The sequence below is a fragment of the Ectopseudomonas toyotomiensis genome, from assembly GCF_900115695.1.
Lineage (GTDB): Bacteria > Pseudomonadota > Gammaproteobacteria > Pseudomonadales > Pseudomonadaceae > Aquipseudomonas > Aquipseudomonas toyotomiensis.
Genome location: NZ_FOXK01000015.1, coordinates 1 through 14,495, shown reverse-complemented (window position 1 = coordinate 14,495; position 14,495 = coordinate 1). Strand labels below are relative to the sequence as shown.

The window sequence follows — 14,495 nt, the reverse complement described above, 5'->3', positions numbered from 1 at the left end:
CTTGTGAAAGCCTTCCCGCTGCTCGGCCTGCTGCTCTGCCTGGCCATGTTTCCGCGCTTCACCGCCTCGGCTCTGGCGCTCACCGTGCTGGCCGGCCTGGCCATCTGCCTTGTGGCGCTGTTCCTTAGCGCCCTGTTTGCGCCTTCTCGGCCGCGCTAGTCGCTTCTTCCAACGCCGCCAGGAACGTGCCCCAGGGGTACGTCCACACCTGGCTGTGCCCGTGCCGGGTCAGTGCGCTGGCGTTTCGCTCAAGTCGCTGGAGAGCCTTTCGAGGATCTGGCGCCCGGCGCTTTCGATCCGATCCCGTAGGCCGAAAAAATCAGGGTTCACCTCCCGGCAACCGTCGAACACCAGGCGCAGTTGGCTGGGCGTCAGGCTCTCGGCCTGGCCCGCCGGCAGGTCGGTCATGACGTACAGGTCGGCCAGGCTGACCTCCTGCAGCAGGGTGTCGTCTACCGGATCGTGCCCGCCCTCGGCGGTGCGCTTCATCCAGGCGCGAATCTCGCCCACGGTCAGCTCGCGAACGGTCACCGCCAGGTTGGGCAATTGAATGGTTTTGCTCAGGGTCATGCTCATGCGTGCAGGCTCCAAGGCCGGGCCGTTGCGGCCCGGCGTTATGGGTGGTTACAGCCAGGTGATGCTGTAGAACGGCGACTCGCCGGCCGGGGCGTTGGGATTTGCCAGCACCTCGCCCTTGGCCAGCAGCTTGCCGGGGTTTTCGGCATCGATCAGTGCCAGCTCTTCGGCGGGAGGTGCCTTCCAGCGGTACACGCGAACGATGCAAGGGCGGTTGCCCTCGGCTTCGTTGATGCCGTCAAACAGCAACTCGTACTCTTCGCCGGCCTCGACCAGCGGTTCGATACGCTTGGCCGCTTTGCTGACGTAGGCGATGGTCGCCGGAGTCGCTTCGGTAATAACCGTGCTGTCAGCGGGCACAGAGACACCGGCCGGGGAGATGCGTACAGCCGCCAGCGGAATTTCGCTGCTGTCACTAGCCTTGGTCAGCACGACACTGCCAGCGCCAGGGAACTCGGTCGGGCTGAGCATGCCTGGTGCGAGCACAATTTCTTCGCCGCTGACGGTTTCAGACGCAACGTCCACGACCTTGCCCTGCAGGGCCATGGCCATGTTCTCGTCCGTCCACTCCTGCATCTGCACGTCGAGGCTCACGCCGTCCGGGGTGTCCAGGGTCGCCAGGTTGCCGCCACCAGGCTTACGGTGCTGTTTCCACACCTGCTGGTTGTTGCGGTGAGCCAGCTTCAGCGTCTCGACGTCACCGAGGTCGCGAAACAGCGCGGCGGTAATACTGTTACGGCGGGCATGCACGATGCCTACGCCCTTGAATACCTTGGGTGCTGCCATGATCAGTTCCCCTTCACACGTTCGCCGACCTTCAGGCGGTCAACGATGATTTCGGCATCGCGCTCGGAGACGCTGATAGTTGCGTCCTTGCCGTGCAGTTCGCCCTTATGGCGGTGGCCCCCCTCGCGGGTGATCTTCACCTTGACGGTCTTGGCCTGTTTGCCCGCTTCGGCGGGAGTCTCGGTAGTGCTCATGTGTCCTCCTAGCGGACGCGTGGGTGTTGGAACTTCACCGGCCAGGTGATCACCCAGCCGGCTGTGCCTGCCGCATCGAGCGCGGCGTTGTAGAGGTTGGCGCTGCGCACGTCTTTGGCATTGATGCTGTCCTGTAGCGCCAGGCCGCAGCGGCTGGCCGGCAACGCGGCCTGCAGCACGCCGGCCACCTGCAGAACGTTGAGGGCGCGGGTGTCTTTCTTGCCGTTGTCGCCGGCCAGCACCACCACCACGACCTGGCCAGTGGTGATCAGCTCGCCACGGCCGGTGACCTCGAAGCGCAAACCCTCCAGGGCAATGCGGCAGGCGCGAGCGGCGGTGGCGTAGCGCTTGAGGTCGGCCGGGGTGAAGCGGCCGCCATGCAGCGCCACTTCCACTTTCTGGCCGGCCTGCTGGTAGCACTGTTCGGCCCATTCCTTGATGCCTTTCAGCACCTCGTCGGCGGTGTACTCAGTCACTTGCGATGTCCTCCAGGTAGTCCTCGACCAGGCCCACCACGTCGTCCAGGTCTTCACCCTCCAGGCCGAGTAGCTCGCGCTGCTCTATGCCACGTTCAGGGTCGCCGTACTGGTGGGTGGCGACGTAGACCAGCGGGCTGCCGATCAGCGCGCTGTCGCCTTCAACCTGGTGCGTGATGCTGTCCAGCAAGTGGCCATCGCCTTGCAGCAGGCTCTGGCCGCTGTGCCGCGTTTTAGCGTATTCGGTCGACCACTCCGGCCAGGGCAAGCCGGCCGGGCTGGTCTTATCGACGGCAATGCGGCGGCGCGTCTGGCTCTCGACCTCGGCGCCGATAGCCTCCAGCAGCGGCGTCGTGTCGAGCTGGGCCAAGCGCTCCAGGCGTCCAACCAGGCGCGGATCAGCCAGCAGGTTGGTACGAATGCCCGCGCCGCTCACAGCAACCGCCCGAAGCGCACGGGTTGGGCTTCAAACCATGCGTCACCGCTGGTTTCCTGCTCGGGCGGGGTGGCCAGACCGAGCGATGCGGTGCCAGCGGCCACGCGCTTCAAGTAGTCGACGGCATCCTCATAGCGCTGGCGTTTGTCCTCGGTTAGCTGGCCACCCTCGGACGACATGCGGTACAGGGCAATATCGCCACAGACCCGCACCAGCACGTCTGGCACCTGCGGCAGCGGCAGGCGATGTTTCACGCCCACATAGCTGTCGATTTCGGACGTGGCGGCGGTCAATGCGTCCTCAACCACGTCCGCATCGATATCGCCGTCCTGGTCACGGTCAGCCACAAGCAGCACGGCGTCCAGGCCGTACTGCTTGATCAGCGCCTCAAGGGTCGCGTAGGCCATGGTTATGCCTCGCCGTCCTGCTGCGCGGCCGGTTGCTCGCCGGCTTGCTCGTCCTGAGCGGCAGGCGTGTCAGCCTCGGCTTTGTCAGCCGCTTTTGCGGCTGGCTTAGCGGCTGGCTTGGCCGGCGCTTTTGCAGCGGGTTTGGCACCGGCCTTGGCTGCCTTCGGCTTGGCCGGCGCTGCCCTGGTCGGCTTGGCCGGGGCCGACTTGGCACCTTCCTGGGCGGTGTTGCTGCCAGTGTCACCAGGCTCCGAGCCGCCACCTTGGCCAGCACTCTGCTGCGCCGGGCCAGGCAGTTCGCCATCGATCAGCTCGACGGTAAGCACCGGGTCGGCCTGGAGCTTTGCCAGCATGCTTTCGGTGAAGCGCTCGGCCGGGTGGTCGGTGGCAAGCCGGGGGTGGCTGATGCCACAGCGCCGGTAGCCGTCCCGTTTTGACTTGATACGAACGATCATGGCGGCGCCCCCTTAGACCAGCTCGTCGCATACGAACAGCTCGGCCGTGCCGGCCCATTCGTTGCCACCGTTCTCGTCCTTGACCAAGAGCTTGCGTGCCTGCGCTTCCAGTTGCGGCGGCACGACCAGGAGCGTCGGCTTGATCTTCATCGGGCGGCCGCCATCAGCGGTGAAGCCCTGCATGGCAGCGCGGGCTTTGCCGTAGTTATCGCCAGTCAGCGGTTGCTGAGAGGCGTAGGCCATCTGCCAGAAGCCAAAGCCGGCGTTGCAGCGGTAGCGCACGCCATGCACGTAAACGTCATGGTTGAACACATGGTCGCTGTTGTTGGGATCGGTCTTGCTGGTGATCTCGGGCTTGGTGCGTTCCTGGAAGATCAGCGGCTTGATCGCGCGCGTGGTGTCCAGCAGGAACCAGGCCGGGCCGGGGTCAGCGGCTGGCACGTCCATATTGCTGACCGAGGTCACGGCGCCAGTGCCATCGGTGTTCTCGTAGACCGGGTGTTCTTCGTCGAAGAAGTTCTGGCCGTCGTAGCAGGCGGTGGTAAAGCCTGCCTTGAGCAGCTCGAAAACCAGCGACTCGGGGTGGTACGCAGCGGCGCGGCCCATCTCGGTGAACATCGGCATGAACACGCCAGCCAGGTCGTCCTCGACCTTGTCGCGCTCGATGGTGACGGTGCCCTCGAACTTGCGGTTTTTGATGGCGTAGCCGTGCGCCGCCATGTCCTTGAGTACGCGGGCACCGATCCACTCGCGCAGGGTCGGGAACTGGCCCAGCCACGGGTAGATGTTCTCGCTGGTGGAACTGGGCACCAGGGTGGCCACCTTGGCCCACTGGGTCGTTTGCTGGGCGGCTGCCAGCGCCTTCTGGTACTCGGCGCGGTAGCCGGCGAACAGCGCGGCCAGCAACGCGGGGGTAATGGACACTGCCATGTTATTGAGCCTCGCTGATGTGTTTGCGGTATTGGTCGTCGCTCATGCCGAACATCCGCGCGGCTTGCTGCTGCTCGGCGTTGAGCGCGGTTTTGTTCTGCTCGTCCACCTTGCCTTCGGGCACGACCGTAGCCGTCACCGAGGGCGCCGCTTTGACGAACTCGCGGAAGCGTTCCAGGCCGCCTTCCTCCTGACAGGCCGCCAGGTGGTAGCCCTTGGTGGCCGGGGTGATCTTCCCGGCGTTGAGGGCCGCGTCGATTTCGGTGTTGATGGCCTTGTCATGCTCGGCCTTGTCGCGCTGCTTGAGCTGCTGTTCGGCGTTGAGGGCGCGCTGCTCCAGGGCGTTGTAATCGAGGCGCGGCACGTACAGATTCAGTGAAGGCACGCCCTCGGAGTTGAGGGCAGCCTTTTCCTTGGCCGCCGTCAGCGCGTTGATGGCAGCGACGGCGTCCTCTTCCGTCGCGGTTTCAGGCAAGCCCAGGGCTGCCCGGATGGCTGCTGCGAGCATCGGGATGTTCTCCGTGGTGGGTTGTTCGGCGTTGAGCGCCTTGGTCAGCAAGTTCGGCTTGTTGACCAGGCCAAAGCTGCTAAAGCGGTGGATGCGGCCGGTGTCGTCGTAGGTGAAGACCGGCGAGATGTAGCGGTACTCGCGCTCGGCGATGGCATTGCGGGCCTTGGCAGTCCACTCCACGCGGGCCTCAATGGCGCCGCGCTCGTTGATGCGGTACTCACGCGCCCAGCCGGATGCCGGGGCGTCTTCGCCTTGCGGGGCTTTCAGCTCGGTGGCGTGTACGTAATCAAACGGCAGGTCAGCGCCTGCGGTGTGCGCCTTGGTGGCTGCCAGCACCTGGGCCGGGTCATACGACCAGGTGCGGCCATCGCGGCCGGTCACTGTCGGGCCAGGCGGCAGCACCTCGACCCACTCGGGCACGTCGGCGCTCAGCTCGAAACAGAGGGCTGTGGAGGTGGTGCGATTGAGTGCGGCGGTTTGAGTGTTCATGCCGCCATGGTCGGCGGCATGAGGGGGGCGGGATTAGGGGACGGGTGTCAGTAACTGCACAGGCTTTCAGTCGTCATCGTTACTGTCGGCTTTTGGCCAACTAATCGAGACTAAGTTCGCTCCGGTGATACCTGAGCGCCCCTCACGAGCATTGATCTCCATGATCACATGCTTGATACCGAACGCCCCGTCCTTGAGGATGCTGATCTGCTGCTCTGAAAGCACTCCAGGAGCCGCGTCGACCATGAGCTGCCGGCCGTCAGCAGTTCTGGTTACAGCAAAGCGATAGGTGCCGCCGAACACTTTGGGGAACTTGACCTCGTTGATTTCAAACTCGCCATCAAGGCGAATTTCTTTGGCCTGGACGCGTGGGGTCGGCACGATCTCAGCGGCGCGCGCGCCAGTAATGATGGATTGATCTGCGATTTTGATGTTGTCCTCAGCCTTCAAGCGTTTGGATAAATCACTCTTGAAGTCATCCAACGCCTCATGAGTCTTTTTCAGCTCTGGCTGCTGTGTCAGTGCTTTGGTCACCATCTCCAAGCGTTTGGTTTCTTCTTGGGAGAGCGTGACAGTGGTTTCCTCACCATGCAGTCGCTCTTTCGTCTGCAGCCAATCCTTCCAGCCGACAGACGTTGTCAGCATGGCCCCAACGGAAACCAGCAGGATGAGTACCTGTTTGCCGTCCATTTTTGAACTCTTCACGATCTCGTTCAAAGCCTTGCCCAATTCAGTGATGAATTCGGTGCTGCCTTTCTCAATGACCACAACCAATTCCAATTGGTCACGATCATCTTGTTTCAGCGCTCTCGTATCCTCTGTCTGGTATTTGGCCCGACAGTAGATGCGATAGATCTCCTTCTGTAGCTCAAGGATGGGGGGCATCACCCTGGTAGGCACGGTGCCGTTGAAGTCCTCCCCCTTGATGGTCAGCCGAAAGACTGGCCAGCCTTCAAAGCTGATCTGAGCAGTCTCGCTAATCTCACCGGCAAGCGCCTGCTGCAGCGCTGTCCATGCTTCCTGTTCGTTCTTGATCGTTATTTTCTCAACAGCAGCCATCGGGCCTCCCTGGTCTATTCGGGCACTACAGATCGTTAATCCTCACCGATTTGCAGTCAAATAGCCATTAGGCAGCCACGCAGGCCGCGTTAGACCGGCGTTAGAAACTGTTTTCGAGCCTCACCCCTAGCCGTGGTAGCCATTGACCGCCGCTCGTTGCGTGGCGGGCCGTTTTGGCGGGGTCAGCTTTCGGCCGATACTGCGGCCTCTTTCTCTTCCAGGAGCTGCTGCGCCCTGGCCAGCCGGGACACCTTGCCGGGGTTGTACGCCCAGCCAGGCTCTACGCCTTTCGGCACGCTGACGACCTGGCCCGTCCGCTGGTTGACGTATTCCTGCATGCCCAGGTCTGGCGCTGTAGTGGCGTAGCTACCGGACGCCTGCAGGCGCTCGGCCTCGCGGCGGCTCACCTGGCGAACCCAGCATTTGCAGCCCCACCCGTTTGGCGGGAAGTGCGTCTCCCACCACGGGTCATCGGCGCGCAGCAGGATGCCGGCCCAGCCCACATGCTCGGGGCGGTGCTCTCGGCTCGGGCCGAGGGAGTACAGCAAGTAAGGGTGCGTCCTGGTCGTGCGCTCGATGCGCTCCCACTGGCCGGCCGCATGGGCCTGGCGCAGGTTCACGTCATAGATGGTCTTCAGCCGTCGCGGGCTGCCCAACTGCACCTCGCTCGTTTCCCCGGTCAGCGGGTCAAGCAGTTCGCCACGGCCCCACCAACCGAGCTTCTCCAGGAGCGGCTGCAGGTCGCGCTTGAACTCTGCGAAGGCCTGGCCACCCTCGATGGCCTCGTCCACTGCTGCGCGGATCGCCTCCAGGATGTCCAGGCGCATGGCCTTGGCCACCGTCCATGCCGTGGCGTGCTCTTCCTGGAACACGTCACGGTGATCGAAGCCCACCCGGTAGCCCTTGGCGCGCAGGTAGTCGAGCGCTTCCTTTGGCACAGGGACGGGCAGCGGCTCACGGGTTGGCCCGGTCATAGCTGGTCGCTCACGTCGCCCTTGGCGCGGGCCTTGAACGTGGCCAGGGCCAGGCGCTCGATCAGGGCGCTGTCGTCCATCTGGTCGAGCAGGCCGGCCAGGCCGGCGCGGAACTCGTCGAAGGTTTCAACCTTTTGCGCCAAGGCTTGCACGGGATCGAGCACGGGTTTCATCACCGGCACCCAGTCGCCAAGCTCGTCGGCCACCAGTTCGTCCAGCTCGTCACGCGTCGGCTGCTGCTCAGCGTTGAGCGCCTTGTGCTTACCGCAGGCCGGACAGGCGCAAGGTGTTTGCTGATGGTTCAAGGCCAGCGGCTGCATGGAATGCTGCGGGCGCAGCACCTGGGCGCCAGACTGGGGCGCAGACAGGCCGAACTTGTCCAGGATGGCCGAAGCCTCTACCGGCAGCCCTCGGTCAATGAATGGCCCCAGGGCATCGGCCAGCGCCTTCAAGTCCTCGGCCTCGGTCACCTGCAGGACGATGCGCGGGTAGCGATCCTGCGGGCCGTAGTTAAGGTCGATAAAGGTTTGCACCAGGTCGCGGTTCAGGGTCGCGGCCAACTGCTTGGCATCGGCGCGCAGAATGTCCATGCGCACTTCGTTATGCACGTTGGCCTGGCTCTGGCTAGACCCATCATCGGTGGTCATGGTCTGGCCAAGCACGCCCTTGCTGATCTGCTTGTCCAGCCATTCGGCCATGCGCTCGAACAGCTCGGCACCGCCTGCTGCGTTGGCGATTTCCTGGAACTCGATCTTCATGCCTTCCGGCATCACGGCTGCGGCATCGGCAGCGAGCTGGGCCACGGCGCGGCGTAGTACGGCGATATCGTCAGACTTGGCACCCGGCCCATAACGACCAATGCGCAGCGGCATGCCGTATAGCTCGGCAAAGCGCATCCAGTCCTTGAGGCCGAACGCCTTGCACATGAACGACACGGCCACCAGGCGCGCGACGCCGCCACGGATCGGCAGGCCTGACTTCAAGCGCGGTTTATGGACGATCAGCTTGCCAGGCGGAATCTCCAGCCCATCACCGCCCTCGCTGCGCAGTTGCAGGCGCTGGCCGGTGACCTTGTCGAACTGGAACCAGCGCGGGTCGCGGTGCTCATAGCGGGTTGGCCAGAACTGGCCGCCGATCAGTTGCCAGATAGGCTCGGCCACCGAGAAGCCCTTGCCGATGGCATCGAGCAGGTCATCGAGCATGTCGCTGAACTCGGGCGCCTCGACCAGTTCGCGCACAACGTCCGCCAACTGCTCGTCGTGCTCGTCCTCGCTCGCGGCCTCGACAACGACCGGCAACCCGGAGACGGCCCGCTTGCGCGTGCCCAGCACGGCGGCATAGTGCGGGTCTTTCTCCTCCATTTCCTCGGCCAGGGTCAGGTAGGAGTAATGGTCGCCCTGGGCGGCGGCATTGAGGATCGAGCGCAGGCGCGCCGGGTCGAGGGTGGCGGAGACAGACTCGACCGTCCAGGCTTGATAGACGCCCGTAGTGCTGGCTTGCACCAGCTCCTGGAGCAGCTCGGTTTTGTGAATCGGCCGGCCCTGGGCGTCCACGATCACGGATTCAGCCATTACCACACACCTCCCACGTTGCGGCCACCGCTGAACGTGTCGTCATCATCGAATGAATTGCTATTGCTGGAGCGCACGGCCTCATAGCCGTACTGCTCGATGTCCATGCGGCTGGCGAAGCGGGCCAGGGCGATGGCAATACCGGCGTCGCCGTGGCGCTGCGCCGCGCCTTTTTCGTTTGTCCTGGACTCGGGGATTCGGGCCACGCCCTTGACCATGCGGAATGCGCGCAGGTCGGCTATCACGTCACGATCCGATGGCAGGTCGTACAGCGTTCCGTCATCGAGGTCAGCCTTGAGGCCGGGCATGTTGTCTCGATACCAACCCTCGGTAAGCATTACCTGGCTGATGCGGTTGTGGCCGTACTGCACGGCCGCCGCCTCGGCCAGCGCCTGGCCATTGCCCCGCGCGTCGTTGGCTCCGGCCATGAAGTTAGGCAGGCGGTCGACGATGTAGAACAGGATCTGCTCTTGTTGCTTGAAAGGGACGTTTCGCAGCTCGACCATGAAGGGCGGTCGCTTGCGGCTGTCCTGCTCCTGGAGCAATGGCACGATCACAGAAAGGTCGCCGCTACGGGCGAAGTCCATACCGTAGAAACTCCAGGCACCGGCCGGCAGTTGTGCCAAAAGCGGTGCTAATTCACGCTCGCACCAGGCCAGGCTATCAACCAGCCGTAAGGGCTCGGCGATGACTTCATACCCAACAGGGTAAGAGAGCCGCAGCACCGGCACGCTGGAACGGCTCCGAGCTTCCAGGATCGCAAGACTTAGGAAGGTGCCACCGCCCTGGCTTGGTACGCAGTCCAGTTCCTCGTCGGCAGCGTCGCTGTAGTAGCTGTAAACGTCCTTTACCCACTCCAGCTCTTCGGCCTCGTCCCAAGGGATGCCTTTGCGCAGGCAGACGCGCTTGTACAAGCCATCGGCCACTGCCTCTTTGAAGGTGCAACGGAACAGCGCCCCCTTGCGCTTACCGGCCCGTATCTCATCAATCAGCTCGTTGAACGGATTGTCGGTGCCGTTGTGGGTACTGATCACATGCACCTCACCGCCCCAGATGAGCAGCGCCAGTGCAGCCTTGAGCAGTTCCGCCAGGTCGGAGTGGAACGCCGCCTCGTCGATCACTACCACGCCCTGGCGGCCCCGCAAGTTGCTTGGCCGACTGGTCAGGGCAACAATGCGATAGCCCGAGGGGAACGTGATGGTGTAGGTCTTGATGTTCTTATCTGCGTCCTCGTCGTGCCAGATAGCTTCCTCGATCTCGCCCGCCGCATAGTTGAACGCACGCGCCCACATGGCGCAGGCCTGGATGTATTCAACAGTCATGTCCTGGTTGTAGCCCAGGTAATAGACGTTCATGCCCCCGGCCACCGTGGAGCTGGCCGCGACCAACACGTTGTCGGATGCCTCCGCCCAGGTCAGGCCGATACGGCGGCTTTTCTCGCCAACCTTGAGGGGCGCCCGCAACTTGACCCAGCGCTGCTGATACGGGAGCAGGACGACTGGCACGCCGGGCACCCGGCCGCCCGAAACGGCCTCATGCAGTGGCGATAGCTTGTGCTCGATGTTGGCACTCACGATGCCACCCCGAGAATTTCTCGGCGGATCGCCTCGACAGTTTCGGCATTGAGGCCGCCTTTCTTGGCGATCTTTTCGACCTGCTCAGCGGCAGCCTGGGCCTTTGCCCGCACCTCGCTCTGCCACTTCTTCTGCACGACAGAGGCTCGGCCCAGCTCGGCCACTGCCTTTGCCACCTTGGGTAGGTCGAACTGGCCATCCTCGGCCAGCAGCAGCTTGAACAGATGTTCCTGCACCAGGCGCATGAGCGCTTCGTTTACTGCGCCTTCTTCATCCGGTGCGGCGGCTACAACCGCGCGGGCCTGCTCGCTGGCCATCTTGAGCGCAGACAAGCGCCCCTCGAAGTTCTGGCCATAGGCGTGCAGCGCCGACTTGCCAATGCTGTAGCCGCGCTCGGCCAGCTCGGCCGAGAGCAGCTCATAGCCCGAGAAGTTGTTCTCGATCAGCGCCTGGTCAAGCCAGGCTTTTACCTCGGCCGGTAGCTGGCCGACCTTGCTACGCGGTGGCATAGGTTCACCCTCGCGCCGGCCGGGCGATGCCCGGATTGCACTCGATGGTGTACTCAGCGATGTCTACGCCGTAGTGGGTCAGGCCTGTAACCCAGACGCCGCTTGGCTGTTTGTCGATGGTCACCAAGCTACGGTCTTTGAGGTAGTCCAGCTCGCGGCGTACTTCGTGCTGGGTCGCATCGCTGTAAATGCCCTGGATGGTGGAGAGCACCAACGCTTCATGCGGGTCTACCGGGCGTGCGTTGTTGAGGGTGAGCAGGATGTACCAGCGCATCGACTCACGGCGAATCTTGGCGGCATCGATCATTGTTTGGCTCCTTTCATCTGGACGACTTCAAGTTTGTCCCGTAGCCCGTCCAGCTTGGCTTCGATCACTGTTTGGTTGCGCACGTAGTCCTGGCGGTGGACGTAATGCAGGGGCAGTTCGGCCTGGAAGCGCAGGAAGTCGCGCTCCAGCTCAGCCAGCTTGGCAATCTCTTTTTCCTGCGAGGCGAAGCGCTCACCCAGGCGCTTCTCCATCTGGCTCAGCAGCAGCTTGACCAGGCCGAATACCAGCGAGCTGAAAATGCCTAGCAGCGTGATGGCCCAGGTCACGGCCTGCGTAAAATCCATCACCATCAGTTGCCCTCCACGGCGTCGATCAGAGCGTCCAGCTGCGCCGCTGTGTTGCGGCACTGCTCGGCGTACTGGATGTGATGTCCCAGGAGAGCGGCCTGGCTGATGCCTGAGTCGAGCTGCTCAGCGGCTCGGGCTTGGGCGACTTGCGCAGCAGCTCGCTCGGGATCTGCGGCGGCGGGCAAAGCAGCTGGGGCTCTGGCTCCGGTGGATTCGTCCCACACGCGGACAAAGCCAGCAGTGAACACGCAAGCAGGCAGAGGCTTAGGCGGCGCGTCGAGCGCCTCCCGGTAAAGGTCATTGACACGGGCAATCTCCCCAGAGAGTCGGTCGGTGGTTTGGCGGTGTTGGCGTTGTTGCTCGGCCAGGTCTGACGCGAGTTTGTCGTTGCGGGCCTGCTCTTCCTGCAGGCGTTTTGCGGCGGCTTTGGCACTTGCTTCGGCAGCGCGGGCGCGAGCCAGCTCCTGTTCCTGGTACTCGCCGCGTAGCTTCTCCAGGGCTAGGGCGCCCTTGGTTTGGGCAGAGTCGTAGCCGTGGCGGTAGGCGATGTAATTGATGGCCAGACTCAGGGCGGCGAAGAACAACACGGATAGCAATGGACGCGTGGCCAGCCAGGTCATAGGCCCACCTCGCACAGTTCGCGCTCAGCCGCCCGGCGCTTGACTAGGCCGCCAAGCTGGCGACCCTTGGCATACACCCAACGGCTCAGCTCCGCGCAGGCTCCAGCCACGTCGCCAGCATTGAGCTTGCGCAGCAGGGTCGAGCGCTCGAAGGCTCCGGCGCCGACGTTGTAGACGAACGACCCGAGGGCGGCACGGCGGGTGTCTGGCTGTGGATTGCGGCTCAGGCGGTCAACTGCTGCGATGGCCTCACCGAGTTCGGCGGCCAGCAAAGCATCGCACTCGGCGGCAGTGCGGGTCTGGCCCAGCGTTACCCCGGCTGTGCTGCCATAACAGATGGTGGGGATGCCTACGGGGTCGAGGTAGGCAGCCAGGTTGCGCCCCTCGTAGTAACCCACCAGCGGCAGCGCAATGGCCATGGCGCCACCGATGACGCGCGCTTTCAGGCTCATGCAGCCCCCTTGCCGACAACGGCGCGTAGCTTGGCGATGGCCGCATTGCCGACCTCAGGGGCGGATTTGGTCACGCGCCGTGGCTTCGGAGAGGCATCGCGGCGCTGTGCGGCCGTCGGCTTCTCGCGCGCCTGTTCTTCCCGGCCAGCTCGGTGGCGGCGGTAGGCGGCTACCTTAGACCAGGCGCTATTTACGTGCTCTTCAACTAGAGCGCGCCAGTCTGCCGGGCAACGTCCCATCAGCCACTGGCGCCCATCGAGCGACGGCTCGGCAAGTACGGCGGCAGCGTATGCGTGGGGGCTGGTGAGAGTGCTGGGGTCTAGAGTGTTCATGCCGCTATGGTCGGCGGCATGAGGGGGCGGGATTAAGGAACGGGTGTCAGTAACTCAGTTGAACAGGTCGGGCGTTGACGGGACTGCTAGCTCGGGCAGGCGCTTGAGAATGCGCCAGATATGGCGGTCGCTGAGCTGGTAGGTGCGGGCCAGCTCATTAACAACGGTATTTGCACTGACACCCTCGCGCGTCGCTTGTTCAAACTGGCGATGAATCTCGGCATCGCGCAGCGCGATCAATGCGGCATCGCACTTGGGTATGTAGATCGTCTCGCGCTCGCTGGCATAGCGCCCGAGCTTCTCGGCCGCTTCCTCGCCAACGATCTCGGCCAGTGCTGCCACGCGGGCCTGGCCATTGCGGCCAACGCCCTGAGCAAAGAACCAGGACGTGCCGCCCAGCTCGGCTACAAGCTTCATCGTTGCAGGCAGGCCGACGACCTCGGCAATGCGTTGCACGGTCGGCGGCAGTAGCGCGCGGGCCTGTTCCAGTTTCATAGCGTCCGCCCGTGACGCTTTGCGTCCAGGGCCAGCGCAGTGATGATGCCGCGCAGTTGCTCGCCGTCGCACCACTCCAGGCGCTCGACCTGGTACATGCGCTCGGCCAGGGCATCGGCATAGTCCCAGGGGCGCCCGGCCTCGGCCAATTGCGCCTCGATCTTGCCGACCAGCTTGGCCCGCTCGGCTGCAGGCTTGGGCTTGGCGCGCCCGGTCGACGCCTTGGGCTTGAAGCCCAGGCGCTCCAGCTCGACCAGGACGCGCCCGACTTGGCGTGGCGTCAGGTCTTTGGACGACTCGACGCCGACCGTGCGTTTGAGAATCGCGCGGTAGGTGTCATCGTCCAGGCCGAGCTGGCGGCGGGCGATCTGAATTTTCGTCTTGCCTGTGCTCATACAAGGTTCCTCGGGTCGAGTGCCGCGCGCAGGGCAGCAGGGTCGCGGCGGGCCATGTTGGCCACGTAGCGCACGGCCAAGGTCAAGCCTTCCTCGACCTGCTCGAAGCCTCCGGCCAGGCGGATGCACTCCATGTCGTCGCGGGTGCCGGCGTACGTCTCCCACTTGAACGTCTCGGCGCCAACGTCCGCACGATGCTGGGCATCACGCTCGCGTTTGCGGCGCTGCCGGGCCGTATCCTGGGCGCGGACTTTCGCAGTTCTGGGCTTCTTCTTTCTCGTGCTCATGTGTGGCTGCTCATCAGTACCGGGCTACCACGCCCGGCAGACCTTCGCCCCTAGCGGGGCTAGGTTTCGCTTAGGTCAGGGCCAGTTGTTCTTGGCCAGCTACGCCGTGATTGAGTCGCACGCCGCTGGCTGCCCTGATGCCTGCTGTAGCATCGCTAATAGCCCGCTGACTCAAATCCTTGGTGCTGCTGTTGCGGTCGATAGGCTTGCCGGTGATCAACTCGGGGTGGTGCTTGAGCATGTAAGCCTCGGTCGCAGCTGATGGCGCGGCGCCTGCGAACTGCAGCACCTCTTTGCGCACAGCCCACACCCAGCCGTCGCAGAACTGGTCGGCCCGCTTGGTCTTGTTGGC

At 63.8% G+C, this 14,495-nt stretch carries 24 protein-coding genes and 1 other RNA gene; 1 reads left to right on the top strand and 24 read right to left on the bottom strand.

Annotation, left to right across the window (positions count from 1 at the left end):
• The first annotated feature begins 3 nt into the window (after nucleotides 1–3).
• The gene (locus BM186_RS26705; protein ID WP_158234287.1) at nucleotides 4–159 is read left to right on the top strand and encodes a hypothetical protein; all 156 of its coding nucleotides are present in this window, start codon (nucleotides 4–6) and stop codon (nucleotides 157–159) included.
• Between the two features lie 69 nt (nucleotides 160–228).
• Here the strand turns inward: BM186_RS26705 and BM186_RS24125 are convergent, their stop codons facing one another.
• The 24 genes from BM186_RS24125 to BM186_RS26695 all read right to left on the bottom strand — a co-directional run.
• Entirely contained in the window at nucleotides 229–576 is a 348-nt protein-coding gene (locus BM186_RS24125) for a hypothetical protein (RefSeq protein WP_074917540.1), read from the bottom strand.
• 48 nt (nucleotides 577–624) lie between these two features.
• Nucleotides 625–1,362, bottom strand: coding sequence for a phage tail tube protein (locus BM186_RS24120; RefSeq protein ID WP_074917544.1), 738 nt, complete (start codon nucleotides 1,360–1,362; stop codon nucleotides 625–627).
• Nucleotides 1,363–1,364: 2 nt separating this feature from the next.
• Complete coding sequence (locus BM186_RS24115) at nucleotides 1,365–1,556, bottom strand: hypothetical protein (RefSeq protein ID WP_074917548.1); 192 nt, start codon at nucleotides 1,554–1,556, stop codon at nucleotides 1,365–1,367.
• A gap of 8 nt (nucleotides 1,557–1,564) precedes the next feature.
• Entirely contained in the window at nucleotides 1,565–2,032 is a 468-nt protein-coding gene (locus BM186_RS24110; RefSeq protein WP_074917553.1) for a hypothetical protein, read from the bottom strand.
• Nucleotides 2,025–2,468 carry a phage virion morphogenesis protein gene (locus BM186_RS24105; protein WP_074917557.1) on the bottom strand — a complete coding sequence of 148 codons (444 nt, stop codon included), beginning with the start codon at nucleotides 2,466–2,468 and terminating at the stop codon, nucleotides 2,025–2,027. The genes BM186_RS24110 and BM186_RS24105 overlap by 8 nt, the downstream gene beginning before the upstream one ends.
• On the bottom strand, nucleotides 2,465–2,875 hold the full coding sequence (locus BM186_RS24100) for a gp436 family protein (protein ID WP_074917559.1): 411 nt from the start codon (nucleotides 2,873–2,875) through the stop codon (nucleotides 2,465–2,467). The genes BM186_RS24105 and BM186_RS24100 overlap by 4 nt, the downstream gene beginning before the upstream one ends.
• Nucleotides 2,876–2,877: 2 nt before the next feature.
• Entirely contained in the window at nucleotides 2,878–3,330 is a 453-nt protein-coding gene (locus BM186_RS24095; RefSeq protein WP_074917563.1) for an HI1506-related protein, read from the bottom strand.
• A 12-nt stretch (nucleotides 3,331–3,342) separates the two neighbouring features.
• Nucleotides 3,343–4,260 (bottom strand): Mu-like prophage major head subunit gpT family protein, encoded by a 918-nt coding sequence (locus tag BM186_RS24090; RefSeq protein ID WP_074917566.1) that lies wholly within the window; start codon nucleotides 4,258–4,260, stop codon nucleotides 3,343–3,345.
• A 1-nt stretch (nucleotide 4,261) separates the two neighbouring features.
• Complete coding sequence (locus BM186_RS24085; protein WP_074917569.1) at nucleotides 4,262–5,260, bottom strand: phage protease; 999 nt, start codon at nucleotides 5,258–5,260, stop codon at nucleotides 4,262–4,264.
• A gap of 66 nt (nucleotides 5,261–5,326) precedes the next feature.
• Entirely contained in the window at nucleotides 5,327–6,319 is a 993-nt protein-coding gene (locus BM186_RS24080) for a hypothetical protein (RefSeq protein WP_074917572.1), read from the bottom strand.
• 182 nt (nucleotides 6,320–6,501) lie between these two features.
• Nucleotides 6,502–7,293 carry a phage head morphogenesis protein gene (locus BM186_RS24075; RefSeq protein ID WP_074917574.1) on the bottom strand — a complete coding sequence of 264 codons (792 nt, stop codon included), beginning with the start codon at nucleotides 7,291–7,293 and terminating at the stop codon, nucleotides 6,502–6,504.
• The gene (locus BM186_RS24070; RefSeq protein ID WP_074917577.1) at nucleotides 7,290–8,864 is read right to left on the bottom strand and encodes a DUF935 domain-containing protein; all 1,575 of its coding nucleotides are present in this window, start codon (nucleotides 8,862–8,864) and stop codon (nucleotides 7,290–7,292) included. Before BM186_RS24070 ends, BM186_RS24075 begins: the two co-directional genes overlap by 4 nt.
• The gene (locus BM186_RS24065; protein ID WP_241519903.1) at nucleotides 8,864–10,438 is read right to left on the bottom strand and encodes a hypothetical protein; all 1,575 of its coding nucleotides are present in this window, start codon (nucleotides 10,436–10,438) and stop codon (nucleotides 8,864–8,866) included. Before BM186_RS24065 ends, BM186_RS24070 begins: the two co-directional genes overlap by 1 nt.
• A complete protein-coding gene (locus tag BM186_RS24060) occupies nucleotides 10,435–10,947 on the bottom strand; it encodes a DUF3486 family protein (protein ID WP_074917580.1) in 513 nt (170 codons plus the stop codon). Before BM186_RS24060 ends, BM186_RS24065 begins: the two co-directional genes overlap by 4 nt.
• Before the next feature lie 4 nt (nucleotides 10,948–10,951).
• Complete coding sequence (locus BM186_RS24055) at nucleotides 10,952–11,254, bottom strand: hypothetical protein (RefSeq protein ID WP_074917583.1); 303 nt, start codon at nucleotides 11,252–11,254, stop codon at nucleotides 10,952–10,954.
• The gene (locus BM186_RS24050) at nucleotides 11,251–11,565 is read right to left on the bottom strand and encodes a hypothetical protein (protein WP_074917585.1); all 315 of its coding nucleotides are present in this window, start codon (nucleotides 11,563–11,565) and stop codon (nucleotides 11,251–11,253) included. Before BM186_RS24050 ends, BM186_RS24055 begins: the two co-directional genes overlap by 4 nt.
• Nucleotides 11,565–12,182: a hypothetical protein gene (locus BM186_RS26700; RefSeq protein ID WP_083431629.1), complete on the bottom strand. Its 618-nt coding sequence runs from the start codon at nucleotides 12,180–12,182 to the stop codon at nucleotides 11,565–11,567. Before BM186_RS26700 ends, BM186_RS24050 begins: the two co-directional genes overlap by 1 nt.
• Nucleotides 12,179–12,634: a lysozyme gene (locus tag BM186_RS24040; RefSeq protein ID WP_074917591.1), complete on the bottom strand. Its 456-nt coding sequence runs from the start codon at nucleotides 12,632–12,634 to the stop codon at nucleotides 12,179–12,181. The genes BM186_RS26700 and BM186_RS24040 overlap by 4 nt, the downstream gene beginning before the upstream one ends.
• On the bottom strand, nucleotides 12,631–12,966 hold the full coding sequence (locus BM186_RS24035; protein WP_074917595.1) for a hypothetical protein: 336 nt from the start codon (nucleotides 12,964–12,966) through the stop codon (nucleotides 12,631–12,633). Before BM186_RS24035 ends, BM186_RS24040 begins: the two co-directional genes overlap by 4 nt.
• 54 nt (nucleotides 12,967–13,020) lie before the next feature.
• A complete protein-coding gene (locus BM186_RS24030) occupies nucleotides 13,021–13,461 on the bottom strand; it encodes a Mor transcription activator family protein (RefSeq protein WP_074917598.1) in 441 nt (146 codons plus the stop codon).
• Entirely contained in the window at nucleotides 13,458–13,856 is a 399-nt protein-coding gene (locus BM186_RS24025; protein WP_074917600.1) for a gp16 family protein, read from the bottom strand. Before BM186_RS24025 ends, BM186_RS24030 begins: the two co-directional genes overlap by 4 nt.
• Nucleotides 13,853–14,143 carry a hypothetical protein gene (locus BM186_RS24020; RefSeq protein ID WP_074917603.1) on the bottom strand — a complete coding sequence of 97 codons (291 nt, stop codon included), beginning with the start codon at nucleotides 14,141–14,143 and terminating at the stop codon, nucleotides 13,853–13,855. The genes BM186_RS24025 and BM186_RS24020 overlap by 4 nt, the downstream gene beginning before the upstream one ends.
• Nucleotides 14,144–14,215, bottom strand: an RNA gene (locus tag BM186_RS24015) — hammerhead ribozyme type II.
• A partial coding sequence (locus tag BM186_RS26695) for a DUF7168 domain-containing protein (protein WP_455550118.1) occupies nucleotides 14,214–14,495 on the bottom strand: 282 nt, incomplete at its 5' end. The genes BM186_RS24015 and BM186_RS26695, both read right to left, overlap by 2 nt.